Annotated in this window: 21 protein-coding genes; 14 read left to right on the top strand and 7 right to left on the bottom strand. The window is 64.1% G+C overall.

Features of this window, described 5'->3' with window-relative positions; all coding sequences use genetic code 11:
* Nucleotides 1-8 precede the first annotated feature (8 nt).
* The 7 genes from DFR34_RS12700 (at nucleotide 9) to cobA (ending at nucleotide 9,764) form a co-directional block, all read left to right on the top strand.
* The gene (locus DFR34_RS12700; RefSeq protein WP_110391546.1) at nucleotides 9-1,274 is read left to right on the top strand and encodes a CmpA/NrtA family ABC transporter substrate-binding protein; all 1,266 of its coding nucleotides are present in this window, start codon (nucleotides 9-11) and stop codon (nucleotides 1,272-1,274) included.
* A gap of 15 nt (nucleotides 1,275-1,289) precedes the next feature.
* Nucleotides 1,290-2,186 (top strand): nitrate ABC transporter permease, encoded by an 897-nt coding sequence (gene ntrB, locus DFR34_RS12695; protein WP_110391528.1) that lies wholly within the window; start codon nucleotides 1,290-1,292, stop codon nucleotides 2,184-2,186.
* Between the two features lie 20 nt (nucleotides 2,187-2,206).
* A complete protein-coding gene (locus DFR34_RS12690) occupies nucleotides 2,207-3,001 on the top strand; it encodes an ABC transporter ATP-binding protein (RefSeq protein WP_110391527.1) in 795 nt (264 codons plus the stop codon).
* Nucleotides 3,002-3,101: 100 nt separating this feature from the next.
* A complete protein-coding gene (gene nirB / locus DFR34_RS12685) occupies nucleotides 3,102-5,561 on the top strand; it encodes a nitrite reductase large subunit NirB (protein ID WP_110391526.1) in 2,460 nt (819 codons plus the stop codon).
* Nucleotides 5,561-5,869 (top strand): nitrite reductase small subunit NirD, encoded by a 309-nt coding sequence (gene nirD, locus DFR34_RS12680; RefSeq protein WP_110391525.1) that lies wholly within the window; start codon nucleotides 5,561-5,563, stop codon nucleotides 5,867-5,869. The genes nirB and nirD overlap by 1 nt, the downstream gene beginning before the upstream one ends.
* A gap of 376 nt (nucleotides 5,870-6,245) precedes the next feature.
* Complete coding sequence (locus DFR34_RS12675; RefSeq protein ID WP_245906887.1) at nucleotides 6,246-8,939, top strand: nitrate reductase; 2,694 nt, start codon at nucleotides 6,246-6,248, stop codon at nucleotides 8,937-8,939.
* A 57-nt stretch (nucleotides 8,940-8,996) separates the two neighbouring features.
* Nucleotides 8,997-9,764, top strand: a complete 768-nt coding sequence (cobA, locus tag DFR34_RS12670; RefSeq protein WP_245906886.1) for a uroporphyrinogen-III C-methyltransferase — start codon at nucleotides 8,997-8,999, stop codon at nucleotides 9,762-9,764.
* A 322-nt stretch (nucleotides 9,765-10,086) separates the two neighbouring features.
* Here the strand turns inward: cobA and DFR34_RS17185 are convergent, their stop codons facing one another.
* Nucleotides 10,087-10,239, bottom strand: coding sequence for a hypothetical protein (locus DFR34_RS17185; protein ID WP_158281821.1), 153 nt, complete (start codon nucleotides 10,237-10,239; stop codon nucleotides 10,087-10,089).
* Between the two features lie 173 nt (nucleotides 10,240-10,412).
* Here DFR34_RS17185 and DFR34_RS17180 point away from each other — a divergent pair, with 173 nt between their 5' ends.
* Nucleotides 10,413-12,074, top strand: a complete 1,662-nt coding sequence (locus tag DFR34_RS17180; protein ID WP_110391523.1) for a methyl-accepting chemotaxis protein — start codon at nucleotides 10,413-10,415, stop codon at nucleotides 12,072-12,074.
* A gap of 196 nt (nucleotides 12,075-12,270) precedes the next feature.
* Here DFR34_RS17180 and alaS read toward each other — a convergent pair whose 3' ends face one another.
* The gene (alaS, locus tag DFR34_RS12660; RefSeq protein ID WP_110391522.1) at nucleotides 12,271-14,907 is read right to left on the bottom strand and encodes an alanine--tRNA ligase; all 2,637 of its coding nucleotides are present in this window, start codon (nucleotides 14,905-14,907) and stop codon (nucleotides 12,271-12,273) included.
* A 255-nt stretch (nucleotides 14,908-15,162) separates the two neighbouring features.
* On the opposite strand from alaS, the gene DFR34_RS12655 reads away from it, so the two are divergent.
* Both DFR34_RS12655 and DFR34_RS12650 read left to right on the top strand, forming a co-directional pair.
* On the top strand, nucleotides 15,163-15,561 hold the full coding sequence (locus tag DFR34_RS12655) for a hypothetical protein (protein WP_110391521.1): 399 nt from the start codon (nucleotides 15,163-15,165) through the stop codon (nucleotides 15,559-15,561).
* A gap of 196 nt (nucleotides 15,562-15,757) precedes the next feature.
* On the top strand, nucleotides 15,758-16,180 hold the full coding sequence (locus DFR34_RS12650; protein ID WP_110391520.1) for a hypothetical protein: 423 nt from the start codon (nucleotides 15,758-15,760) through the stop codon (nucleotides 16,178-16,180).
* Nucleotides 16,181-16,213: 33 nt separating this feature from the next.
* Here the strand turns inward: DFR34_RS12650 and DFR34_RS12645 are convergent, their stop codons facing one another.
* The 5 genes from DFR34_RS12645 to DFR34_RS12625 form a co-directional block, all read right to left on the bottom strand.
* Nucleotides 16,214-17,506 carry an MgtC/SapB family protein gene (locus tag DFR34_RS12645; protein WP_110391519.1) on the bottom strand — a complete coding sequence of 431 codons (1,293 nt, stop codon included), beginning with the start codon at nucleotides 17,504-17,506 and terminating at the stop codon, nucleotides 16,214-16,216.
* Between the two features lie 246 nt (nucleotides 17,507-17,752).
* On the bottom strand, nucleotides 17,753-18,571 hold the full coding sequence (locus DFR34_RS12640) for a hypothetical protein (RefSeq protein ID WP_110391518.1): 819 nt from the start codon (nucleotides 18,569-18,571) through the stop codon (nucleotides 17,753-17,755).
* Nucleotides 18,555-19,448, bottom strand: coding sequence for an MlaD family protein (locus DFR34_RS12635; RefSeq protein ID WP_158281820.1), 894 nt, complete (start codon nucleotides 19,446-19,448; stop codon nucleotides 18,555-18,557). Before DFR34_RS12635 ends, DFR34_RS12640 begins: the two co-directional genes overlap by 17 nt.
* The gene (locus DFR34_RS12630) at nucleotides 19,445-19,987 is read right to left on the bottom strand and encodes a P-loop NTPase family protein (protein ID WP_110391516.1); all 543 of its coding nucleotides are present in this window, start codon (nucleotides 19,985-19,987) and stop codon (nucleotides 19,445-19,447) included. Before DFR34_RS12630 ends, DFR34_RS12635 begins: the two co-directional genes overlap by 4 nt.
* Nucleotides 19,984-20,715, bottom strand: coding sequence for an MlaE family ABC transporter permease (locus tag DFR34_RS12625; protein WP_110391515.1), 732 nt, complete (start codon nucleotides 20,713-20,715; stop codon nucleotides 19,984-19,986). The genes DFR34_RS12630 and DFR34_RS12625 overlap by 4 nt, the downstream gene beginning before the upstream one ends.
* Nucleotides 20,716-20,808: 93 nt before the next feature.
* On the opposite strand from DFR34_RS12625, the gene DFR34_RS12620 reads away from it, so the two are divergent.
* From DFR34_RS12620 to DFR34_RS12605, 4 genes are all read left to right on the top strand, one after another.
* Nucleotides 20,809-21,261: a peroxiredoxin gene (locus tag DFR34_RS12620; protein WP_110391514.1), complete on the top strand. Its 453-nt coding sequence runs from the start codon at nucleotides 20,809-20,811 to the stop codon at nucleotides 21,259-21,261.
* An 89-nt stretch (nucleotides 21,262-21,350) separates the two neighbouring features.
* The gene (locus tag DFR34_RS12615; protein WP_110391513.1) at nucleotides 21,351-22,757 is read left to right on the top strand and encodes a PhoH family protein; all 1,407 of its coding nucleotides are present in this window, start codon (nucleotides 21,351-21,353) and stop codon (nucleotides 22,755-22,757) included.
* Nucleotides 22,757-23,566 (top strand): alpha/beta hydrolase, encoded by an 810-nt coding sequence (locus tag DFR34_RS12610; protein WP_110391512.1) that lies wholly within the window; start codon nucleotides 22,757-22,759, stop codon nucleotides 23,564-23,566. Before DFR34_RS12615 ends, DFR34_RS12610 begins: the two co-directional genes overlap by 1 nt.
* Before the next feature lie 306 nt (nucleotides 23,567-23,872).
* A complete protein-coding gene (locus DFR34_RS12605; protein ID WP_110391511.1) occupies nucleotides 23,873-24,427 on the top strand; it encodes a hypothetical protein in 555 nt (184 codons plus the stop codon).
* Nucleotides 24,428-24,547 lie beyond the last annotated feature (120 nt).

The following is a 24,547-nucleotide window of genomic DNA, read 5'->3' as shown; positions in this document are numbered from 1 at the left end:
GCCCCACCATGACTGACCACCTGCAAGCGGCCACCCCCAGCCGCCGTGATTTCCTGAAAACCTGCGCCGCCGGGGTGTCGGCGTCGGCCATTACCACACTGATTCCGGCGGGCGTGAAGAGCGCGGCATATGCCGGCGGTTCGGACGCCCCGGAAAAAGCCGCGGTTAAAATCGGTTTTATTCCGCTGACCGATTGCGCCCCGATTGTGGTGGCCGCCACGCAGAATTTCGGCAAGAAATACGGCCTGACCATCACCCCGAGCAAAGAAGCCTCGTGGGCGGCAGTGCGCGACAAGCTGGTGAATGGCGAACTGGACGCCGCTCATGTGCTGTACGGCTTGATCTATGGTGTGCAAATGGGCATCGGCGGCCAGCAAAAGAACATGGCCACGCTGATGACGCTGAACCAGAATGGCCAGGCCATCACCCTGTCCAACCAACTGCGCGACGAAAAGAAAGTCTCGGACGGCGCCAGCCTGAAAAAGCTGATCTCCGCCGAGCCGCGCGAATACACCTTTGCCCAGACCTTCCCGACCGGCACCCACGCCATGTGGCTGTACTACTGGCTGGCCAGCATCGGCGTGAACCCGTTCAAGGACGTCAAGACCATCGTGGTGCCGCCGCCGCAAATGGTGGCCAATATGCGCATCGGCAATATGGACGGCTACTGTGTGGGTGAACCGTGGAACGCCCGCGCCGTGGCGGACAAAATTGGCTTTACCGTGGCCACCAGCCAGGACATCTGGGCCGGTCACCCGGAAAAAGTGCTGGGCGCCACTGCTGACTTCGTCAAGCAATACCCGAACACCGCCCGCGCCATGGTGGCGTCCATCCTGGAAGCCAGCCGTTATATCGACGCCAAGGCCAACCGCGCCAGCGTGGCCAAGCTGATTGCCGACAAGGCTTATGTGAACGCGCCGGAAGACGTGATTGTTCAGCGCTTCATGGGCAACTACGACAACGGGATTGGCAAGCGCTGGCAAGACCCGAACCTGATGAAGTTCTACGACGAAGGCAAGGTGTCCTTCCCGTACTTGTCCGATGGTATGTGGTTCCTCACCCAGCACAAGCGTTGGGGCCTGCTCAAGAGCGAGCCGGATTACCTGGCCATCGCCAAGCAAGTGAACCAGATCGAGCTGTACACCCAGGCCGCCGCCATGGCCAAGGTGCCGGTGCCCAAGGATCCGATGCGTTCGGCCAAGCTGATTGACGGCAAGGTATGGGACGGCAAGGACCCGAAGGGCTACGCCAACAGCTTTGCCATCAAAGCTTGATAGGAGGGGTGCGCGATGACTCAATCCGCCACTGTGACCGTAGACGCCAAGGCGTCTGCACACTCGGCCGCCGCCCCGGCGGCGGCCAAACCCGCAGCAGCCCCCGCCGCCCGCCCGGCAGCCGAGGCCAGCCCTGGCATTGATTGGCGCGAGCTGATCGGCCAACGCATCATCCCGCCGATTCTGGGTTTTGCCTTGTTTATCGCCGTGTGGGCGGCGGTGGCGCAAGTCACCAAGGGCATTCCTGGCCCATCCTCGACGTTTGTGGCGGCAGTGAAATTGTTCTCTGATCCGTTCTACATTGCCGGTCCCAACGATGTTGGCATTGGCTGGAAGATTCTCAACTCGCTGTCGCGGGTGGGCCTGGGCTTTGGCCTGGCGGCGCTGGTGGGCATTCCGGCCGGGTTCTTGTTGGGCCGCTTCATGTTCCTGAACCGCATGCTGTCGCCGGTGATTGGCCTGTTGCGTCCGGTCAGCCCGCTGGCCTGGCTGCCGATTGGTCTGCTGGTGTTCAAGGCCGCGCAACCGGCGGCGATCTGGGTGATTTTTATCTCCAGCATCTGGCCGATTATTTTGAACACCGCCGCAGGCGTGTCCACCGTGCCGCAGGATTACCTGAACGTGGCCCGTGTGCTCAAGCTGTCGGAATGGAAAGTGTTCACCACCATTCTGTTTCCCTCGGTGCTGCCGCATCTGATGACCGGCATCCGTCTGTCGATTGGCGTGGCCTGGCTGGTGATTGTCGCTGCCGAAATGCTGACTGGCGGCGTGGGCCTGGGTTTCTGGGTGTGGGATGAATGGAACAACCTGAATGTGGAGCACATCATTGTCGCCATCTTCGTGGTGGGCCTGATTGGCCTGGCGCTGGAGCAAGGCTTGATGATGCTGGCGCGCCGCTTCCAGTACAACTGATTTGCGCAGGGAGAGGGAAAATGGATAACCGATACGTGCACCTGGAACAAGTCGGCATGGCGTTCGACACCAAAAAAGGCCGCTTTGTCGCCCTGCAGAACGTCAATCTGGACATTGCCCAAGGGGAGTTCATCTCGCTGATTGGCCACTCCGGCTGTGGCAAATCCACCGTGCTGAACGTGATTGCCGGCCTGCTTACCCCCACCTCGGGCGTGGCGCTGGCCGCCGGCCGCGAAATCGACGGCCCGGGGCCGGAGCGCGCAGTGGTGTTCCAGAACCATTCGCTGCTGCCGTGGCTGAGCTGCTTTGGCAATGTCTACCTGGCGGTGGAGCGGGTGTTTGGCAAAAAAGAAAACAAAGCCCAGCTCAAGGCGCGCACCCACGCCGCGCTGGAGATGGTGAAAATGACCCACGCCACCGACAAACTGCCCAATGAGATTTCTGGCGGCATGAAGCAGCGCATCGGCATTGCCCGCGCGCTGGCCATGGAGCCGAAAGTCTTGCTGATGGACGAGCCGTTTGGCGCCCTGGACGCGCTGACCCGCGCCCACTTGCAGGATGAGCTGATGCGCATCGTGCAGGCCACCGGCTCGACCGTGGTGATGGTCACCCACGATGTGGACGAAGCCGTGCTGCTGTCGGACCGCATCGTGATGATGACCAATGGCCCGGCCGCCACCGTCGGCGAGATTCTGACCGTGAACCTGGCGCGTCCGCGCGACCGCCTGGCACTGGCCAATGATGCGGAATACCACCACTACCGTTCGGCGGTGCTGGAATTCCTCTATCACAAAGAGCTGCGTCCGGCAGCCTGACCCCCGAACTGAACCGATGCTGAATGGATGGCGAACCGGTGTAAACCGGCCCGCAGGCCCGAGTCACGCCCGCCATCCGCTGCCGAAGAGTGGAGCAACCATGAAAAAACCCAAACTTGTGATGGTCGGCAACGGCATGGCCGGGGTGCGCACGCTGGAAGAGCTGCTCAAGCTGGTGCCGGACATGTACGACATCACCGTCTTTGGTGCCGAGCCGCACCCCAACTACAACCGCATCCTGCTCTCGCCGGTGCTGGCGGGTGAACAGACGGTGAACGACATCATCCTCAACCCGCTGAGCTGGTACGCCGAACACCATATCCGGCTTTATCTCAACCGCAAGGTGGTGCAGATCGACCGCCAGCGCCGGGTGGTGGTGGCCGATGACGGCACCGAAGCCGAATACGACCGCCTGCTGCTGGCCACCGGCTCCACCCCGTTTATCCTGCCGGTACCGGGCAATCAGCTGGATGGCGTGATTGGCTACCGCGACATCCACGACACCGAAACCATGATTGAGGCCGCCACCCGCTATCGTCACGCCGTGGTGATCGGCGGCGGCCTGCTGGGCCTGGAGGCCGCCAACGGCCTGAAGCTGCGCGGCATGGATGTCACCGTGGTGCACCTCAGTGACTGGCTGCTGGAGCGCCAGCTCGACCGCACCGCCGGCAAGCTGCTGCAAACCTCATTGGAAGCCCGTGGCCTGAAATTCCTGCTGCCCAAACACACCGCCGAGCTGCTGGGCGGCGAAGACGGCCGCGTCAAGGCCGTGCGCTTTAAAGACGGCGAAGAAATCCCCGCCGACCTGGTGGTGATGGCCGCCGGCATCCGCCCCAACGCCACGCTGGCCGAAGAAGCCGGCCTGTATTGCAACCGTGGCGTGGTGGTGGATGACACCATGCAAACCTACGACCCGCGCATCTACGCCGTGGGCGAATGCGCCAACCACCGTGGCATTGCCTACGGCCTGGTGGCGCCGCTGTACGAACAGGCGCGCGTGGTGGCCAATCACCTGGCCGGTTTTGGCATCGCCAAGTATCAAGGCTCGGTGACTTCCACCAAGCTGAAAGTCACCGGCATTGATCTGTTCTCCGCTGGCGAATTCATGGGCGGCGGCAGCACCGAAGAAATCCTGCTCTCCGACCCGATGGGCGGCGTGTACAAAAAGCTGGTGATTCAGGACAACAAACTGGTGGGCGCCTGCCTGTACGGCGACACTGGCGACGGCGCCTGGTATTTCCAGCTGATCCGCGAAGGCCACGACATCCACGAGATGCGCGACCACTTGATGTTTGGCGAAAACCACCTGGGCGACGCCGGCCACGCCGGGCAAAGCAAGGCGGCCACCATGGCCGACGACGCCGAGGTGTGCGGCTGCAACGGCATCAAGAAGGGAACCATCGTCAAGGCCATTCAAGAGCATGGCCTGACCAGCGTGGACGACATCAAGCGCTGCACCAAGGCTGCCAGCTCCTGCGGCTCCTGCGCCGGGCTGTGCGAGCAAATCCTGATTGCCACCGTCGGCGGCGCCGCCGACCTGACGCCGAAAACCGAAAAACCGATTTGCGGCTGCACCGACCACAACCACGCCAGCGTGCGCAAAGCCATCCGCGATGCCCACCTGACCAGCATTCCCGAGGTGATGAAAGCCCTGGAATGGCGCACCCCCAACGGCTGCGCCACCTGCCGCCCGGCGCTGAATTATTACCTGATCTCCACCTGGCCGAAAGAAGCCAAGGACGATCCGCAAAGCCGCTTCATCAACGAACGCGCCCACGCCAATATTCAAAAAGATGGCACCTATTCGGTGGTGCCGCAGATGAAGGGCGGCGTCACCAATGCCGCCGAGCTGCGCCGCATTGCCGATGTGGCCGACAAGTACGCCATCCCGATGGTGAAAATGACCGGTGGCCAGCGCATTGACTTGCTGGGCGTGAAAAAAGAAGACCTGGTCAATGTCTGGAAAGACCTGGGCATGAACTCCGGCCACGCCTACGGCAAATCGATCCGCACGGTGAAAACCTGCGTCGGCCAGGAATTCTGCCGCTTTGGCACGCAAAACAGCACGCAGATGGGCATCGAGCTGGAAACCATGCTGGCCAATATGTGGAGCCCGCACAAGGTCAAGCTGGCGGTGTCTGGCTGCCCGCGCAACTGCGCCGAATCCGGCATCAAGGACGTGGGCATCATCGCGGTGGATTCTGGCTGGGAGCTCTATATCGGCGGCAACGGCGGCATCAAGACCGAAGTGGCGGAATTCTTCGTCAAGGTGTCCAGCTCGGAAGAAGTCAAGGAATACACCGGCGCCTTCCTGCAACTGTACCGCGAAGAGGCGTTTTATCTGGAGCGCACCGTGCACTACCTGCACCGCGTGGGCATGGAATACATCCAGAACAAAGTGCTGAAAGACCCGGCCCAGCGTCTGGCGCTGTACGAGCGCCTGCTGTACTCGCTGGAGGGGCTGCCCGACCCGTGGGCGGCGCGCATTGCCGGCGCCCAGGCGCATGAATTCACCCCGCTGGCAGCCCCGGCCGCACAAGCCGAAAAGGAGACCGTGTAATGAGCAGCTGGCAAAAAATCTGCCGCATTGAAGATATTCCCGTGCTGGGCAGCCGGGTGGTCAAACGCGCGGGTGGCGACATCGCCATCTTTCGCAACGACCAGGACGAAATCTTCGCCATCCACGACAAATGCCCGCACAAAGGCGGCCCGCTGTCGCAAGGCATTGTGTTTGGCCGCACCGTCGCCTGTCCGCTGCACAGCTGGCAGATCGACCTGGCCACGGGCGAGGCGCTGGCGCCAGACCACGGCTGCGCCGGCCGCTTTGAGCTGAAAGTAGAGCAAGGCGAAGTCTATCTCGCCCTGTAAGAGCCGCCCACAAAACCCGCCTGGCGTTGTTGTGTGACCTTGCCGTACTACCCGCACTGTCTGCGGTCACACGCCTAGCCAGGACCGCTTCGCTGGGTTTTGTGAGCGACTCTAAATAAAGCCTGTTTGAGCCGGCGTTTTGCCGGCCTGCTCTGCCGGCAGCGCCGGCCCGCCACGGCGGGCGGCGCGCAGTCAGCAGAGATGGGCGCAGCCTTGGCTGCATCCTGAGGTGGTCTGTGCATGGTCTGTTCCCCCCTCTCCAGACCTCGCCCGCCTGTGCGGTTCCCCTGCCGCATTGCCGCCCGGATGAACCCCTCGGCCAATCGCTGCGCCCTTCTCTGCCGTTTGCCCGGCCCTGTTTGATAAGGATGTCATCATGATGACTGTCAAATCCACCTGTTGCTACTGCGGCACCGGCTGTGGGGTTGAAATCGACGTAGACCACGGCCAGGTGCTGGCCGTGCGCGGCGACCCCGAGCACCCGGCCAATTTTGGCCGACTGTGCACCAAGGGCCTGACCCTGGCGCACACCCTGCACGCCGATTCGCGGCTGGCCGAGCCGCGTCTGCGCCCTGGCCGGCTTGGCCCCGGCCAGGCGGTCAGCTGGGACGTGGCGCTGGATACGGTCAGCGAGCGGCTGGCGGCCATCATCGCCGAGCACGGCCCGGAATCGGTGGCGTTTTATTTGTCTGGCCAGATGCTCACCGAAGACTATTACGTCTACAACAAGCTGGCGCGCGGCCTGATTGGCACGCCGCATGTGGACACCAACTCGCGGCTGTGCATGTCCAGCGCCGTCACCGGCTACAAGCTGGCGCTGGGCGCCGACGCGCCGCCGTGCAGCTATGAAGACTTTGACCACGCCGACTGCGTGCTGATTGCCGGCTCGAATATGGCCTACGCCCACCCGGTGCTGTTTCGCCGGCTGGAAGCCGCCCGCGCCGCCAACCCCAAGATGAAGCTGATTGTGGTCGATCCGCGCCGCACCGACACCGCCGCCAGCGCCGACCTGCACCTGGCCATCCAGCCGGGCGCCGATGTGGCGCTGTTCAACGGCATGCTGCACGCGCTGATCTGGGACGACCGGCTGGACCGCGACTTTATCAATGCGCACACCGAAGGCTTTGCCGAGCTGCGCCACGCCGTGCGCGAATACACCCCAAAAATGGCGGCTGATATTTGCGGCATCAGCGAAGAAGCCCTGCTCACCGCCGCCCGCTGGTTTGGTGAGGCCGGCGCGGTGCTGTCGCTGTGGTGCATGGGCCTGAATCAATCGGCGCATGGCTCTGACAAAAACCTGGCCTTGATCAATCTGCACCTGGCCACCGGCCAGATTGGCCGCCCCGGCGCCGGGCCGTTTTCGCTGACCGGCCAGCCCAACGCTATGGGCGGGCGCGAAGTCGGCGGCCTGGCCACCGCGCTGAGCGGCCACCGCGACCCGGCCAACCCACAACACCGCGCCGAAGTGGCCGCCATCTGGGGCGTGGACGCGCTGCCGGCCACGCCGGGCAAAACCGCCATCCCGATGTTTGACGCCATCGCCGCCGGCCAGATCAAGGCGCTGTGGATTGTCTGCACCAACCCGGCGCACTCGATGCCGGACGCCAACAAGGTGCGCGAGGCGCTGGCGGCCTGTGAATTGGTCATCGTGCAGGACGCCTACGCCGACACCGACAGCGTCGCCTACGCCGATGTGCTGCTGCCGGCCGCCGGCTGGGCAGAAAAAGACGGCACGGTGACCAACTCCGAGCGGCGCATCTCGCGCGTGCGCCGCGCCGTGGCCGCGCCAGGCAGCGCCCGCGCCGACTGGGACATCGGCATCGACGCCGCCCGCCGGCTGGCCGCCCGACTGGGGCGCGGCGCGCATTTATTCCCCTACGCCGGCCCGGATGAAGTGTTTGCCGAACATTGCCTGACCACGGTCGGCCGCGACCTGGACATTGGCGGCTTGTCGTATGCCGTGCTGGAAGCCGAAGGCCCGCAGCAATGGCCGCGCCCGGCCGGCGCCAGCCAGGGCGCCGCCCGGCTGTACACCGACCACCACTTTGCCACCGACAACGGCCGCGCCCGCTTTCATGTGGCGCGCCACCACGGCGTGGCCAGCCCGATCAGCGCCCGCTATCCCTTTCATTTGCTGACCGGCCGCCTGCGCGACCAATGGCACGGCATGAGCCGCAGCGGCCGGGTGCCGGCGTTGTTTGCCCACACCCAGGAAGCCGCGCTGAGCATGAACCCCGGCGACATGGCGCGCCGTGGCCTGACCGATGGCGAACTGGTGCGGGTGAGCAATAGCCACGGCGATTGGGTGCTGCCGGTGAGCAGCAACGACGCCATGCTGTCGGGCCAATTATTTGTGCCCATGCACTGGTCGTCGGCTTTTGTCGGCAGCGCCGGCAGCAATGCGCTGACCGCCGCCAAGATCGACCGCAAATCGTTTCAGCCCGAGCTCAAGCATGTGGCGGTGCGGGTGGACAAGATTGATCTGGCCTGGCAATGCGCGGCGGTGTCCGCCTGTGGCGACCCGGTGCGCGCGCTGAGCGCGCTGCGCCCGCTGCTGGCCGAATGCCGCTTTGCCAGCGCCACCTTGCTGGACGGCGAGCGCCCGGCGGTGCGCGTGCGCTTTGCCCACGAAGCATTGCCGGCGGCGGATTTTCTGGCCCGGCTGGACGCCGCGCTGGGGCTGGAGGGCGAAGGCCTGGCGCAAGTGTTTGCCGACCCGCGTCGCGGCATCGACAAGCGCGCCATCTGGCAGGACGGCTGCCTGCGCGCGGTGCGGCTGGCCGGCGAATGCTGCGCGCTGGGCTGGCTGGGCGAGCGCATTGTCAGCGGCGGCGAGCTGGGCGAGCTGCGCGCCATGGTGTTCGCCCCGCAGGCCAACCCGCCGGGGCTGACCCGCCGCGCGCGCATGGTCTGCCATTGCGCCAAGGTGGACGAAGCGGCGATTTATCAGGCCCTGGCCGGCGGCGCCAGCCCGGACAGCCTGCGCGACACCCTGGGCTGCGGCAGCGGCTGCGGCTCGTGCATGCCGGAAGTGCGGCGGATGGCGGCCTCGGTCACCAAAGCTGCGTAAATTTTGCAAACAGCCTGGCCGGCCCGACGCCGCGCCCTGGGCAGTGTGGAGACGACCATGATGAAAACCCCCGGAAAAATCTGGCTGATTGGCGCCGGCCCTGGCGATGTGGAATTGCTGACGCTGAAGGCCGTGCGCGCGCTGGGTGAGGCGCAGGTGTGGCTGGTGGATGATCTGGTCAACCCGGAAATCGCCCAGTTTGCCCTGCCCGGCACACGCATCATCGGCGTGGGCAAGCGCGGCGGCTGTCGCTCCACCCCGCAGGGCTTCATCAACCGCTTGATGGCGCGCTATGCCCGGCAGGGCCAGGTGGTGGCGCGCATCAAGGGTGGAGACGCCATGCTGTTTGGCCGTGGCGGCGAAGAAGTGGCCTATTTGCAAGAGCGCGGCCTGAGCGTGGAAGTGGTCAATGGCCTGACCTCCGGCCTGGTGGGCGCCACCCGCGCCGGCATTCCGCTCACCCACCGCGATTACACCCGAGGCGTGACCTTTGTCACCGCCCACGCGCAAGACCATTCCGAGCCGGATTGGGCGGCGCTGGCCGCCACCGGCACGACATTGGTGATTTATATGGGCATGAGCCGCCTGAGCAGCATTCAGGCCGGCCTGCGCGCCGCCGGCCTGCCGGCCGAGATGCCGGCGGCGGTGATCGAGCGCGCCGCCTCGCCCGACGAGCGGGTGCTGGTCACCTCGCTGGGCCTGCTGGCGCGCGAGGCGCAGCTGGGCGGCTACGCCAGCCCGGCGGTGATTGTGGTGGGCGAAGTGGTGGCGCTGGCCACGGTGCGCGAGGCTGAGTTGCGGCGATGCTGGGCGCGCTGTGCCTGATGGCGATGCGGCATTGCAATATGCAAAAACAATTATCCGTGAATGGGTGAATCCGTTTTTGTCTGAATTGCTACAATCTGGTGCATGGTTTGCGCCAAATTGTAGCATTCAGGCCGATTTGATTTTTTGTTTATCTGGATTTTTTGAATGACCGGTGTGAAGAATCACCTTGTCAGTAAATCGCCCATGCTGCATTGCATGATTTTTATTTGATCCGATTTGATCTTACGCTTGCTTGAAATAGCCTGTAAGCGCATGTTTTGCCTGTGTTTGTATAAAATGCACACTGGTGTACAATACTTTTCCGCTGAGTCATGTGCACTCAAGCTGGTGAGTAAAAAAATAAGCGCGCCCACTCAACTTCTGCGTTGTTGTTTACGTCCAGCCCAGCTTGCCATGCACCATCGTGGATCATTTCGGCCATGGCCTGATTTGCTCCACGAAAACGCCAGCGGATAATATGCGCCAATTCCATAAAAAAATGTCCCAATATCGGTTTATGCCTGGACAGACGCTTTGTATGCTCGTCTGTTTCTGTCCGTCTGGCCCCGATGCCCCTCAGGGAGGCCGCCGAGTCGGCCATGGGCGGGACAGGTCTGCAGCAGTGTGTCTGCAGGTCTCACCAAAAAACCACAGGAGCATGACATCATGGCAACCCCTCAACGCGGCGGATTGGGGCGTTTCAGCCTGAAGACGCTGTTCGTGATCATGATCGGCATGGTCATGACGGCATATCTGGCCTTCGGGCTGTGGACCTGGAAAGTGATGACCCAGGTGGAAGTCAACGGGCCGGAATACCATCGGGTGGTGCTGGGCAAAGATTTGATTGCCGACATCCTGCCGCCGCCGAAATACATCATCGAAACCTATCTGGTGACCTTGCAGCTGGATCGCGCCCAGCCCACCGAGCGCGCGGCGCTGATCGAGCGGCTGAAGGTCCTGAAAAAAGAATACGACGAGCGGCAAACCTATTGGATTGCCACAGAATTCGAGCCAGACCTGAAGCAGGCGATGATCAAGACCACCCACGAGCCAGCCATGCGCTACTACAGCGTGCTGTTCGAGCACTTCATCCCGGCCCTGCAGGCCGGTGACGACGCCGCGCGCGCCAGCGCGCTGGCCGACATGGACGCCGCCTATCAGCAACATCGCGCGGCGGTGGACGATCTGGTGGCCAAGACCAATGCCTTCAACACCCGGGTGGAAAAAGAAACCGCCGACACCATCGCCGAGGGGCAATGGGGCATGCTGAGCATCTGGCTGCTGGCCTTGCTGGCGGTCAGCGGCTTTACCGTGGCCTTGGCCCGCTATCTGCTGCGCGTACTGGGCGGCGATCCGCGCGTGGCCATGGAAGTCGTTCAGGCCATCGCCAGCAACGATCTGCATCAGCCGGTGAAAGTGCAAATGGGTGACACGCAGTCGCTGCTGGCGGCCATGGCGGCCATGCAAAGCCACCTGAAAAGCGTGATTGGCGAAGTCAACGCCGCCGCGCAAGAGCTCTCGTCCGCCTCGCAGCACCTGACCGACACCTCGCAGCAAGTGTCGCAAAGCTCCAGCGAGCAAAGCGAAGCGGTGATGTCGGTGGCCGCCGCCATGGAAGAAGTCGCCATCGGCATCGCCCACATTTCTGACAACGCCGAAGGTGCGCACCGCCTGGCCAGCGAATCGCACGACCGCTCGGTCAGCGGCATTGAGCTGGCGCAAAGCGCCTCGCTGCAGATGGCCGAGCTGCAAGGCACGGTAGAAGCCTCGTCGAGCAAGATTTCTGCCCTGCAGGCCAATTCCGAGCTGATCCGCAGCGCGGCGGAAACCATCCGCACCATTGCTGACCAGACCAACCTGTTGGCGCTGAACGCCGCCATTGAGGCCGCGCGCGCGGGCGAGGCCGGGCGCGGCTTTGCCGTGGTGGCCGACGAAGTACGCAAGCTGGCGGAAAACACCGCCCGCGCCACCGGCGAAATTGATCAGGTGATCCAGGCCATTCATGTGGACATGAATCACGCGGTGGAAACCATGGGCGATGGCGTCAACCGGGTGGGCGAAGGCGTCAGCGTCACCCGTGCGCTGGGCGACTCCATGCAGGAGCTGGCCAGCGGCGCCGATGGCGTAGTCAGCACCGTGTCGGAAATCACCATGTCGCTGCGCCAGCAAACCGCCGCGCACGAGCAAGTGGCGGCCAATGTGGAAACCATTGCCCGCATGAGCGAGGCCAATACCGGCGAGGTCAAGCGCATCGCCAGCGCCGCGCAAACCCTGGCGCAGCTGGCGCAGCGCCTGCAAGGGGCGATCAGCGTATTCCGGCTGAACTGAGCAAAAACGCGCCTGACGCCGCCAGCGGGTGTGTGCCCCTGGCGGCTTTTTTCTGGCGGCAAATGCCCGGCCCATGATCATGCCCAGTCGCCAGATTACCTCAGCAACAGACTGATTCTGGCCCAAGCACACTGACAGGGCACAAAAAAACCCCCACCAGCCAGGCTGATGGGGGTTTTTTGGCGCGAGGGGGAAATCAGCCCAGCTTGCTGCCGACCCAGCCGGCCACGCTGGCCAGCGCTTCCGGCAGCTTGGCCGGTTCGCTGCCGCCGGCCATGGCCATGTCCGGCTTGCCGCCGCCCTTGCCGCCGACCTGGCCGGCAACAAAGTTGACCAGCTCGCCGGCCTTGACCTTGCCGGTCAGGTCGGCGGTGACGCCAGCAGCCAGCTGCACCTTGCCGTCGCCCCGGCTGGCCAGCACGATGATGGCCGACTTGAGCTTGTCTTTCAGCTTGTCCAGCGTTTCGCGCAGCGCGGCGGCATCGGCGCCTTCCAGCTCGGCGGCCAACAGCTTGGCGCCGCCGATGTCCTGCGCCTGGGCGGCCAGTTCGTCGCCGGCGCTGGCGGCCAGTTTGGCTTTCAGGCGAGCCAGTTCTTTTTCCAGGGTTTTCACGCCGTCCTGCATGGCGGCGATCTTGCCGGCCACGTCGTCCAGGCTTTGCGCCTTCAGCGTGGCGGACAGCTCGCGCAGCAGGGCGTCTTGCGTCTGGATGTGGGCAATCGCGCCTTCGCCGGTCACCGCTTCAATCCGGCGCACGCCAGCGGCCACGCCGCCTTCGCTGACCACTTTGAACAGGCCGATGTCGCCAGTGCGGCCGACGTGGGTGCCGCCGCACAGCTCGATGGACACGTCGCCCATGCTCAGCACGCGCACCACATCGCCATATTTTTCGCCAAACAGGGCCATGGCGCCGGCTTTCAGCGCGTCGTCCTGGTTCATCAGCTCGGCTTTGACTTCGTGGTTGGCCAGAATCGCCTGGTTGACCAGACGCTCCACCTCGGCCAGTTCGGCCGCGCTCACCGGCTGGCCGTGGGCAAAGTCAAAGCGCGCGCGCTCCGGGTTCACCAGCGAGCCCTTTTGCTGCACATGGCTGCCCAGCACATGGCGCAGCGCGCTGTGCAGCAAGTGGGTGGCCGAGTGGTTACGCTGGGTGGCGCGACGGGCGTGCAGGTCGATGGTGGCGGTGACGCTGTCGCCTACTTTCAGGCTGCCGCGCGACAGCGCGCCGTGGTGGCCGAACACGCTGGCGGTGATTTTTTGGGTGTCCTTGACGTCAAACAGCGCGTCCAGGCCGCCGGTGGCGGCAATTTCGCCCACATCGCCCACCTGGCCGCCGCCTTCGGCGTAAAACGCGGTGTTGTCCAGCACCACCACGCCAGCCTCGCCGGCTTGCAGGCTGTTCACCGGCTGGCCGTCTTTGTACAAGGCCAGCACATGCGCTTGCGTGGTGGCCAGGGTGTAGCCTTCAAAGTGGGTGTCGGCGCCGCTGTATTCCAGCTGGCCGCCCATCTTGAAGCTGGAGGCGGCGCGGCTTTGCGCGCGCTGGGCATCCATGGCGGCGTCAAAGCCGGCCTGGTCGATGGCGATGTCGCGCTCACGGCAGATGTCGGCGGTGAGGTCGAGCGGGAAGCCATAGGTGTCGTACAGCTGGAAGGCCACCTTGCCGTCCAGGGTTTTTTGCTCGCCGGCCAGCGCGCCTTCCAGGAGCGCCATGCCCTTGTCCAGGGTTTCGGCGAATTTGATTTCTTCCTGCTTGAGCGCGTCTTCGATCTTGGCCTGTTGCTGGCGCAGTTCCGGGTAGGCGTCGCCCATTTCAGCGGCCAGATCGGCCACCAGGGTGTGGAAGAACAAGCCCTTCTGGCCCAGCTTGTAGCCGTGGCGGATGGCGCGGCGGATGATGCGGCGCAGCACATAGCCGCGACCGTCGTTGGACGGCAGCACGCCGTCGGCAATCAGGAAAGAACACGCGCGGATATGGTCGGCGATGACTTTCAGCGACGGCGTTTGCTGGCTGTATTCCACGCCAGTGGCGCGCGCGGCGGCCTTCAGCAGATTGACGAACAGGTCGATTTCGTAATTGGCGTGCACATGTTGCAGCACAGCCGAAATCCGCTCCAGGCCCATGCCGGTGTCCACGCTGGGCTTGGGCAGCGGATGCAGCACACCGTCTTCGGTGCGGTTGAACTGCATGAACACGTTGTTCCAGATTTCAATAAAGCGGTCGCCGTCTTCTTCCGGGCTGCCGGGCGGGCCGCCCCAGATGTGGGCGCCGTGATCGTAAAAGATCTCGGTGCACGGGCCACACGGGCCGGTGTCGCCCATCTGCCAGAAGTTGTCCGAGGCATACGGCGCACCCTTGTTGTCGCCAATGCGCACAATCTTGTCCGCCGGCACGCCGACTTCTTTGTTCCAGATGTCAAACGCCTCGTCATCACTGGCGTAGACCGTCACCATCAGCTTGTCTTTGGGCAGGCCCAGCCATTGCGGGCTGGTGAGAAACTCCCAGGCGTAGCTGATGGCGTCGCGCTTGAAGTAGTCGCCAAAGCTGAAATTGCCCAGCATTTCAAAGAAGGTATGGTGGCGGGCAGTGTAGCCGACGTTTTCCAGGTCGTTATGCTTGCCGCCGGCGCGCACGCATTTCTGGCTGGTGGTGGCGCGGGTGTACGGGCGCTTGTCAAAACCCAGGAACACATCCTTGAACTGGTTCATCCCGGCGTTGGTGAACAGCAGCGTCGGGTCTTCCCACGGCACCAGCGAGCTGGAGGCAACAATCTGATGGCCCTTGCTGGCGAAGAAGTCGAGAAACTTCTGGCGGATTTCGGAGGCTTTCATGCGTAATCAGTCTGGATGGCAAGTCAAAAAGGGAAAACGCCGCTCACGGCGGCACATTGAGGGATTTTCCAATGAAAGCGCCTGTCAGCGCAAACACTCATTGGACAGGGGGCGCAAGCGGCCAAGCCGCCCCGCCAAACCAGCGGGGCAACACGCAGTCGTCTGCTGACACCGGAAGAAAAACCCGTTAACATACAGGGTTGATTTGCCAATCAAGCTGTTATCTTTCATTTTGACTGACTGACCACCCCGACCATGACTGACGCCATCCGCATACCCGAACGTTCTGGCGATGCCCTGTTGCTGGGCGGTTCACCAGTGCAACCGCAAGCCGACCTGAACTGGGCCGAGCAGTTTTTTACCCAGCTGGGCCGTGAATTGGGCCAGTTGGAGCAGGATTTCATGCAGCAGTGGAGCACGGCCCAGCAAGCCGGCCTGCCGGGCGGGCAGTTTACCCCCGAGCTGGAAGCCATGTTCAGCCGCATTGCCAACCTGAACACCCTGGGCGGCGACGTGCTGCAACAGCTGCGCCCGAATCTGGCGCTGAGCGAGGCGACAGTCAGCCGCTGGATGAGCGCCCCGGTGGAGATCCCTGCCCTCACCGTGACCGGTGCGGCAGAGCACGATAGCGGCGGCTGGCTGTTCTCCTGCTAAGCGCCGCTCACCAAGCCCCCTGGCGTTGTGGTATGACCTTGCCGTACGGCCTTGTATTGTCTGCGGTCACACGCTTGGCCAAGGCCGCTCGCTGGGTTTGGTGAGCGACGCTAAGCCTGCTGGCGCTTCACGCTCGGGCTGACCTGGCGTTTTATCCGGATGCCGGCTACCTGGCCGGCTTACTCAGGAGCGCGCCATGTCACAAGTCCGTCTTACCCAGGAAACCTGCCTCAAACATTTTGACCGCCTGACCGCGGCCCGTCCGCAAAACTGGTCTGGCTGGCCGGATGAAGCCATTGAAAACCACCGTGAGCGCTTTGGCGCCGGGGTGCTGCCTTCCAATATCAATACGCTGTATATCCTCACCGAACGTGCCTGGGAGCGCGTCCTGGCTGGGGAGTATTTATTCTGCAATCCCATGCCCCAGGTGTTGCCCGCCGAGCTGGAGCTGAGCATCGCCGCAGACGACATCGCCCGTGTCATCACCACCCGCAAGGGCGACAGCAGTTACAGCGTGGTGTCCGACAAAACCGGCGCGGCGATCAGCTCGCCCACCTTCACCTGCAAGCTTGATCCGGACCAGCAAAACTACAGCATTGTCCACTTGCAAACGCCCTGAACGTGCGGCTTGCCCCCGGCTTTTCTGCGCCAGTCAGGCCCACTGCATCCAGCCCCAGGCCGCCAGCATGGCGGCCAGTGCGCTGGCAAACATCGGCAGCGTGCGCCACATCAAGGCCCGCCCGCCCAGGCTGGCCACCATGCCAAACTTGAACAGGCTATTGGTCAGCAAGGCCAGCGCCAGGGTGGCGGCCACTTGGTTGGCGTTCAGATGGCCGCCGGCAAACTGATTGAACGCCGACAGCGAAATCGGATCGACATCGGTTACCCCGGACACCAGCGCCACGCCATACAAACCGCCCGAGCCAAACTGGTGCATCAGCGCCGCCGCCGCCAGCGTCACCACGGCATACAGGCCGCCAAACACCAGCGCGGTGCGCATTTCCACCGGGTTGTGCGGGGTAAAGCCGTCTTCGTCCTGGCCGCCGGCCGAGCCATGCCGCCAGTGCCCCAGCCCGGTGGCCAGCAGCCCACCGGCCAGCGCCGCACCCAGCACAGGCAACAGCGTGCCCAGCGCCGCCGGGGCCAAGAGCGCGGCCAGAATCGCCAGCCGCACAAAAATCACCAGATTGGCCAGTTGGATCACCGTGGCTGACAAATGCAGCGCCTTGGGGTCGTCGCGCACCTGGCGGGCAAAGCTCATGCTGGTGGCGGTGGACGACACCATGCCGCCCAGCAAGCCCAGCACTGGCCCGCCGACTTTCTCACCCAGCAGGCGCACCGCCACATAGCCGCACAAGCTCACCCCGGAAATCAGCACCACCATCAGCCAGATTTCATAGGGGTTGATCGCCTGATACGGGCCAAAGGCGCGATTGGGCAAAATCGGCAGGATAATCGCCGACACCGCACCAAATTGCAGCACGGCCAGAATATCCGGCCGGGTGAGCTTCTGGCTCAGCCCGGACAACTCCGGCTTGAGATACAGCAATAAGGTGGCAATGATGGCCAGCGCCACCGCCAGCTCGGACGGCCCGGCGTACACCAATAAACCCAGCGCATACGCCAGCAGCAACGCCACTTGCGTGGTCGGGTCCGGGCTGTCGTGGCAGGCGCTGGGGTGCCAATACGCGGTCAGCGTCAGTGCGGCAATGCCGGCCAGGCCGGCAATCGGCAGCAAGGGCAGCGCCGCCAGCCCAGCCACATGGCCGCTGAGCGTGCCAAATAAACAGGTCAGCGCAAACGTGCGCACCCCGGCGCGCGGGTCTTGCTTGCGCTCGCGCTCGATGCCCAGCAACAGGCCAATGCCCAGACTGGTCAAAAACTGCGGCAGCGCGGCGTAGCCGGTGCCTTGCAACTGAAACACTTCGCCCAGCCAATGCAGCATGTGATGGGTGCTCCGGGGTAAAAATCCATAAGGTGAATAAGCGCGGCTAACAAAACCCTCTTGGCGGTGTTGCCCGACCTTGCCGTACTTGTTGTACTGTCAGCGGTCGTGCGCCTAGCCAGGACCGCTTCGCTGAGTTTTGTGAGCGGCTCTTAAAATACAGAGAAATCAAAGCTTTGAATTCATGACTTCGCGGGGACAACGATTTTTTCAGCGCATCCTGACCAGAAAATGTCATCAAGGTTGTCAGCGCCCGGCCGCCGCGCGCATGGCGGCGTTCACCGCTTCGGCGCGCTGACGGTATTCGCGGGCGGCGCGCGCGTCGCCCAGCGCCTGGCTGGCGGCGGCGGCGCCGGCCAGGTCTTGCGCCAGGCCGGCGCTATAGCCTTCGCGCTGGTCGAATTCCAGCGCCGCCAGATAGTGGCTCAGCGCTGCGCGTGGGGCGTTGGCTGGCGTCCATTCGGCCAATAGGCGATGGGCGGCGGCGCGTTCGCTGTCGTCGCGCGCGCCGGCCAGCGCCTGCTCGGCCAGTTGCCGGGCGCTGTCCAGGTCTTGCCGGGCGGCGGCGATGCGCGCGGCGAAGACATCCAGCGTGGCGGCGCGGGCGCATGGCGCGGCGCAGGCGGCGCGCGCCTGCTTCAGCCAGTCGGCGGCGCGGGCTGCTTGTTGTTCGCGCAGCGCCAGGCTGATGTGCCGCTCGGCCAGCGCGCGTTGTTGCTCGGGCGTCAGCTGCCAGTCGGCCAGCCGCGCCAACGCGGCGCGCACGCCGGCCAAGTCGTTTTGCCGCAGCGCCAGCGTGGCCAGCTGCAATTCGCAGTCGATCACCCGCTCGCGCGCGTCCAGCCGTTGATAGTGCTGGCGGGCTTGTTCGGTGAGCTGGCGCGCCGAGCTCAGCTCGCCGCGCGCCAGCGCCGCGCGCGCCTGGCGGTTGGCCAGCTCGCCCTGCCGGAAGGCGTCGTGCTGGGCCAGCGGGTGCGACGGCCCGCCAGCGCAGGCGGCCAGCCAGAGCGCCAGCAGCGCGGCGGCGGCCAGATGGGGCCGACGGGGGTTAATCCTGAGCGCCATGGATGTCTCCGGTGTCGGGCGCGATGGGCGCGCTCAGTTGTTTCAGCGGCCAGTGCTGGCGCAGGCCGTCCAGGGTGTCGTTGCTTTGCTGGATCAGCAAGCGGCTGTCGCGAATCAGGCCGGGCAGTTGCGTGGCGCTGGCCTGCATGGCGTCGTTCAGGCTTTGGCTGGCTGCCTGGGTGGCCTGGGTGGTGGCGTTCAGCTGGCGCATCACGGCGGGTAAGTCGCGGTTGATGGCGGTCAGCGTCTGGCGGGCGTCGCGGTCAATCAGCGTGTCGGTGTGGCGGAGCAGGCTGTTGAGCTGGGTGTGCGTGTCGTTCAGCTTGCCGGTGCTGACCGCCAGATGGCGCAGGCTTTGCTGAAACGGCCCTTGCGGGTGGTTCAGCCCGGCCAGCAGGGTGTGCAGCTCGGCAATCACCGGGTCTACCTGGTCTTTGACTTGCTGGGCGATGACTTCCATATCGGTGCCCGGCATCAGCGCCAGATAGGCGTTTTTGCCCAGCGCCGGCGCGCTGGTGTCGCTGGTTTCAATGCTGATAAAGCTGTTGCCAATCAGCCCTTCTTTGCTCAGCCGGGCCAGCGAGGTCTGGCGGATGAATTTCAGGTAGCGGTTTTCAATGCGCGCCACCACGTCCACATGGGCATCGTCTTTCAGGGTGATGCTCTGGACAGCGCCGATCTTGAAGGCGCGAAACTTCACCGGCATGCCGGGTTTCAGGTCGCTGCCCGAGGCGGCGTACAGGCGGATGGGCGTGCTGGGCTCAAACCAGCCTTGCAGCCACAGCCGCGCGGCCAGCAGCGCAGCCAGGCCAAGCACGGCCAGCGCAATAAACCACCACAGCCGGCGCGCGCGCGCCGGGCGGGGAAGCGTGGTCATGGTGGGGGTTCCTTCCATTCAGCGCCCGGTTGCGCAGGGCGGGCCGGGCGGGTGAGCCATACCGCCAGCCGGCCCGGCAGGGCCTGGGCCAGCAGCGCCTGGCCGCGCGCGGCCAGGTCGGGGTGGGCATCAGCAAAAAAATCGCTGTCGATCAGCCAGGCGGCGGCCGGGGTGAGCGCCGCGCGCAGCAGCAGCACCCGGCGGCGGTCGTCGGCGCTGAGTTGTTCGGTGGGGGTGGCCAATAGCGCGCGCCAGGCGGCGGCGTCCAGCGCCAGCGCCGGCAGCAGCAGGGCCAGCGCGGCGTCCAGCTCGGCCCAGGGCATGCCGTGGTAGCTGGCGGCCAGGGTGAGGTTGTCGGCCACGCTCAGCGTGCTGAGCAAGCCGCCTTGCGCCGGCAGCGCCAGCGTCACCTGGCCGGCGGCCAGCAGGGCGGCGCTGATGGCCGTTTGATTGGCCGGGCTCCAGGCGCATTGCGTCAGCTGGCCGGCGCACAGCGCCAGCGCGCCGCCATCCGGCAGGGTGAGGGTCAGCGCGCTCATGCCGGGCTCCACAGCGCCGGCAGCAGGGCAAACAGCGCGTCGGCGGCCACAATCGCCAGCAGGCCAAACAACACCGCGCGCGCCGACGCCTGCGACACCGCTGGCCAGTCGCCTTCGGCCGCCAAGCCGGCCAGACAGCTGCTGGCGGCGGTCAGCGCGCCAAACAGCAGGCTTTTGCTCAGGCACAGCAGCGCCATGGCCGGGGTCAGCGGCTCCAGCATGCTGTAAAACGTGGCCTGGTCTGGCGCGTCCAGCGCGTACAGCACCGCTGCGCCCTGGGCAATCAGCAGCAGATACAAGGTCAGCAGCGCGCTGGCCAGCGGGATAGCCAAGAGGCGCGGCAGCAGCACAAAGGCCAGCGGGTCCACTTGCATGGCGGCAAGCGTGCGCCACTCGCCATGCACGCGCAACGCCGCCACCTCGGCGGCAATCCCCGAGCTGGAGCGGGTAAGCAAAAACAGCGCGGTCAACAGCGGGGCCAGCTCGGACAGCAATAATTGCAGCAAGGTGCGCAGGGTGAAGTCCACATTGGCGCCGTACACATGGTGCATTTGCTGCACCGCCGCCAAGCCCAGCGCGGCGCCCAGGCAGGCAATGCCGGGCAGCGCGCGCAAGCCGCACTGCTGCAACTGGCGTCCTAGCGCCGCCTGCACGGGCGCGCGGCGCAAGGCTGGCAGCCGGCCGAGCGCATGGCATAATTGGACAAGCAGATTGATGACAGGTGGCATGAATATTGACAGCGGACGGGTTTCGCTATTCTATGAGGGATGGAAAGCCGCGGGCAACCGCCGCATCTCCCTGCCCCTAACCCAGGAGTCGCCATGAGCCTTACCCTGCCAGCCCAGCTGAGCTTGCCAGCCACCAGCGGGCACACTTTCAGCTTATCCGACAGCGCCAAGCCGCTGGTGCTGTATTTTTACCCCAAGGACAACACCCCCGGCTGCACCACCGAAAGCATGGATTTTCGGGATGCTTACGCCGATTTTGTCGCCGCCGGCTGCCAGGTGTGGGGCCTGTCGCGCGACTCGATCAAGTCGCACGAAAACTTCAAGGCCAAATTATCCCTGCCGTTTGATCTGATCAGCGACCCGGACGAAATCGCCTGCGCAGCGTTCGGGGTGATGAAGCTGAAAAACATGTACGGCAAACAGGTGCGCGGCATCGAGCGCAGCACCTTTGTGCTGGGCGAAGGCGGCAGCGTGCTGCGCGAGTGGCGCGGCGTGAAAGTGCCCAGCCATGTGGCCGAGGTGCTGGCCTTTGTCAACACGCTGTAGCGCGCGCCGCGCATGCTGTGCTGGCCGCCGGGCGCGCGTCGCCTGGCCGCTTTTCGACTGATATTGCGCCAACAGGAAAGCCCACTCTCATGCCAGCCAAGAAAAAAACCGCCCTCTCCCGGATCAAACTGTTTGTGCTGGACACCAATGTGCTGATGCACGACCCTTCCTGCCTGTTCCGCTTTGCCGAACACGATGTGTTCTTGCCGATGATCACCCTGGAAGAACTCGACGGCCACAAAAAAGGCATGTCGGAAGTGGCGCGCAACGCCCGTCAGGCCAGCCGTTTTCTGGATGAACTGGTGCGCGACGCCGACGACATCGACGCCGGCATCAGCCTGAAAGCCGCCAGCCACAAGGCCGCCACCGGCCGGCTGCTGCTGCAAACCCGCGCGCTGGATGGCCAATTGCCGGCCGGCCTGCCGGTGGGCAAGGCGGATAACCAGATTCTGGGCATTGTCATGGCCTTGCACTTGGCCCAGCCCGAGCGCCAGGTGATTTTGGTGTCCAAAGACATCAATATGCGCATCAAGGCCGCCGCGCTGGGCCTGGCGGCAGAAGATTATTTCAATGATCAAGTGCTGGAAGACACCGATCTGCTGTACAGCGGCGCGCGCGAGATCGACCAAGGCTTCTGGGAAAAAAACGGCAAAAACCTCAAATCCTGGCAAGAAGGCGGCAAAAGCTATTACCGCATGAGCGGCCCCGGCTGCGCCAACCTCTTGCTGAACGAAATCCTCTGGCAGGGCGGCGAAGCGCCGTTTGCCGCCCGCGTGCTGGCGCGCGAAGGCAAAACCATCACGCTGGAAACCCTCAGCGACTACAGCCACAGCAAACACAGCGTATGGGGCGTGACCGCGCGCAACCGCGAGCAAAACTTTGCCCTTAACCTGCTGATGAACCCGGAGATTGATTTTGTCACCCTGCTGGGCCAGGCCGGCACCGGCAAAACCCTGCTCACCCTGGCCGCCGGCCTGGCGCTGACGCTGGAAGAAAAACGCTACAGCGAAATCATCATGACCCGCGTCACCGTGCCGGTGGGCGAGGACATCGGCTTTTTACCCGGCACCGAAGAAGAAAAAATGGCCCCCTGGATGGGCGCGCTGGACGACAACCTGGACGTGCTCAATAAATCCGACGACGACGGCGGCGACTGGGGCCGCGCCGCCACCCGCGACCTGATCCGCAGCCGCATCAAGGTCAAATCACTGAACTTCATGCGCGGCCGCACTTTTTTGAACAAATTCCTCATCATCGACGAAGCTCAGAACCTGACCCCCAAACAAATGAAAACCCTGATCACCCGCGCCGGCCCCGGCACCAAAGTGGTGTGCCTGGGCAATATCGCCCAAATCGACACCCCCTACCTCACCGAAGGCAGCTCCGGCCTCACCTACGTGGTGGACCGCATGAAAAACTGGGCCCACGCCGGCCACATCACCCTGCAACGCGGCGAACGCTCGCGGCTGGCAGACTTTGCCGCCGAGGTGCTGTAATGGTGCCCGGACTGGAATGCCAATCACACGCCGCCCACGGCGCCCCGCTGGATGCCCCGCCGCTGTTGTTTGTGCACGGCGCCTACTGCGCCGCCTGGGTGTGGGAAGAATACTTTTTGCCCTGGTTTGCCCAACGCGGCTGGCACGCCACCGCCATCAGCCTGGAAGGCCATGGCGACAGCCGTGGCCACGCCTGGCTGGCGGCGCTGGGCATCGACGACTTTGCCCGCAATGTCCACGCCGTGGTGAAAACCATGCCGCGCCCGCCCGTGCTGATCGGCCACTCGATGGGCGGCTTTGTGGTGCAGCGCTACCTGGAAATGCATCGCCAGCACCCGCCGGCCGGCGTGGCGCTGATGGCCTCGGTGCCGCCTTTTGGCATCAACGCCTCGGCCTGGCGCATGCTCACCACCGCCCCCGACCTGCTGGCGGCGCTGAACCTGTTTCAGGCCAACGAGCACTACCACCCCGACCTCGACCAGGCCCAGCGCCTGCTGTTCTCGGCCGACGTAGACCGCGAACGCCTGCGCGACTGGGTGCGCCGCTTTCAGCCGGAATCCATGCGGGCGATTTTTGACCTGTCGATGATCAGCCTGTTTCCGGTCAGCCACCTGCCCGCCGTCCCCGCCCTGGTGCTGGGCGCCGCCAACGACCAACTGATTGCCCCGCACGAAGTGGTAGCCACCGCCTGCCGCCTGGGCGTCACCGCCGAAATCCTGCCGGACATGGCCCACCTGATGATGCTGGACACCCATTGGGAAGAAGCCGCCAAGCGGCTGGAGGGATGGCTGCGGGCGACGTGGGGATAAGCGCCGCTCACAAAACCCGCCTGGCGTTGTTGCATACCCGTATTGTCTGCGGGCGTGCCTCCGCCAGGAGCGCTGCGCTGGGTGTTGTGAGTGGTTCTAATCTGCGGCCGCCATCGGCCAGCAATATCAGCACTCCTATAGAATCGGTAGTCATACCAATTGTCATGGACGGGCGACTGAGCTTAAGCTGCTGTTTCTCTAGGCCATACGCGGCAGCGGGCCCTGGGCTGTTAGCGAGACGTGCCGCCTGTGCTGACAGCGGCGCCATGCCGGCGTCGCGCCTGCCGCCAGCCAGGGAGCCCCTCTATGTCCGAACCCTCGCAACTGATTGCCCGTTTTCACCTCAGCGCCGCACAACATCAGCGCTTTCTTGAACACATCATCACCCCGGCCAAGCAATACGCCGATTTTGTCGATTGGCTGGCCACTGGCCAGTTTTACGGCAAAGAAACGCCCGGCATCGAAGAAAAAATCCTTAACAACGCGCCGCATGGCACGTCGGTGCAACACTGGCTGACTGAGTTGGTGGACACCTGCCGCTATGGCCCGCTGATCAATCAATACGACGAAGCCACGGGCGAGTGGACACTCACCGTAGTTGATTTTTCTGAGAGCTATGACAATTTTGTCGATGCTCTGAACGTGCTGCGCCAGATCAGCGCCTTCAAAGACCTTCCCGAGCCAGACTATATCGTCATCATGGACAACTGGTTTAGCGCCACCGGCTTTGCCAACACCACCGCCATTATCGAAGCGACCCCCGGCGCCTCCCGCTTTGTTGAGCAAGCACCAGAAGACTTCCAACGCTGGACCGCCGAGAAATACGCCATCATGGCGGAAATGGAAATTGAGGAAGACTAAGCGCCGCGAACAAAACTCAGCGCAGCGCTCCTGGCTGGGCTGGGCGTGCCACCGTAGACAGTGCGGGTGGGCAACAACGCCAGGAGGGTTGTGTTAGCGGCGCCAAGTGCCCATCCCGCG

This window comes from Rivihabitans pingtungensis, from assembly GCF_003201855.1.
In the GTDB taxonomy this organism is placed as follows: Bacteria; Pseudomonadota; Gammaproteobacteria; order Burkholderiales; family Aquaspirillaceae; genus Rivihabitans; species Rivihabitans pingtungensis.
This window is presented reverse-complemented; position numbering and strand designations above follow the sequence as displayed.